This window comes from Paenibacillus sp. OSY-SE, from assembly GCF_000283315.1.
Lineage (GTDB): Bacteria > Bacillota > Bacilli > Paenibacillales > Paenibacillaceae > Paenibacillus_B > Paenibacillus_B profundus.
Window position 1 is genome coordinate 1 of record NZ_ALKF01000011.1, and the last position, 888, is coordinate 888.

1 protein-coding gene is annotated in these 888 nt (G+C 63.2%); it reads left to right on the forward strand.

Annotated elements, in window-relative coordinates; all coding sequences use genetic code 11:
- Positions 1 to 888, forward strand: an 888-nt coding sequence (locus tag A372_RS32520) for a condensation domain-containing protein (RefSeq protein ID WP_019418884.1), incomplete at both ends; no start/stop codon positions are given.

The following is an 888-nucleotide window of genomic DNA, read 5'->3' on the forward strand; positions in this document are numbered from 1 at the left end:
ACGGCTGGAAGCGGCGCTGCAAGCGCTCATCGCCCGCCATGAATCGCTGCGCACTTCGTTTGCCGTCGTGGACGGCGAGCCGGTGCAGCGGGTGCAAGAGGAGTGGACCTTCTGCGTGTCCTATGAGGAAGCGGAGGAAGGGGAAGCCGAGGAGCGAATCCGGGCATTCCTCCGCCCGTTTGACCTTGGAGAGGCTCCGCTGCTGCGTACGACCGTCATACGTCTCGGCAAAGCGCGGCACTTGCTGCTGCTGGATATGCACCATATTATTTCGGACGGCACGTCGATAGGCATTATGGTAGACCAATTTGTGAAGCTGTACGCGGGCGAGGCATTGGAGCCGCTGCAGCTGCAGTACAAAGATTATGCGGTATGGCAGCAGGAACACTACGCCGACAGCCGGGCGTACGAGCAATTGGAAAAGTACTGGGTGGACCAGTTTGCGGGTGAACTGCCTGTGCTGAGCCTGCCGGCCGATCGTTCCCGTCCGGCCGCACGCAGCTTCGAGGGCGGCCGGGTGGACGTTGAGCTGGATGGCGATCTTGCGGCGGCCTTGCGCGAGCTGGCCCGCACGGGCGGCGCTACGGTATACATGGTGCTGCTGGCCGCCTACAGCACGCTGCTGGCGCGGCTTAGCGGGCAGGAAGAAGTCATTGTCGGTTCGCCGGTGGCGGGCCGGCCGCATGCGGATCTAGAGGGCATGCTGGGGATGTTCGTAAACACGTTGGCGCTGCGGACGTACCCGGCCGGGGAGAAGAGCTTTGCCGCCTATCTGCAGGAAGTGAGGCAGACGGCGCTTGGAGCCTTCGAGCATGGGAACTATCCGTTCGAGGAACTGGTGGAACGGGTGGTGCGGCAGCGCGACACGAGCCGCAATCCGATCTTCGA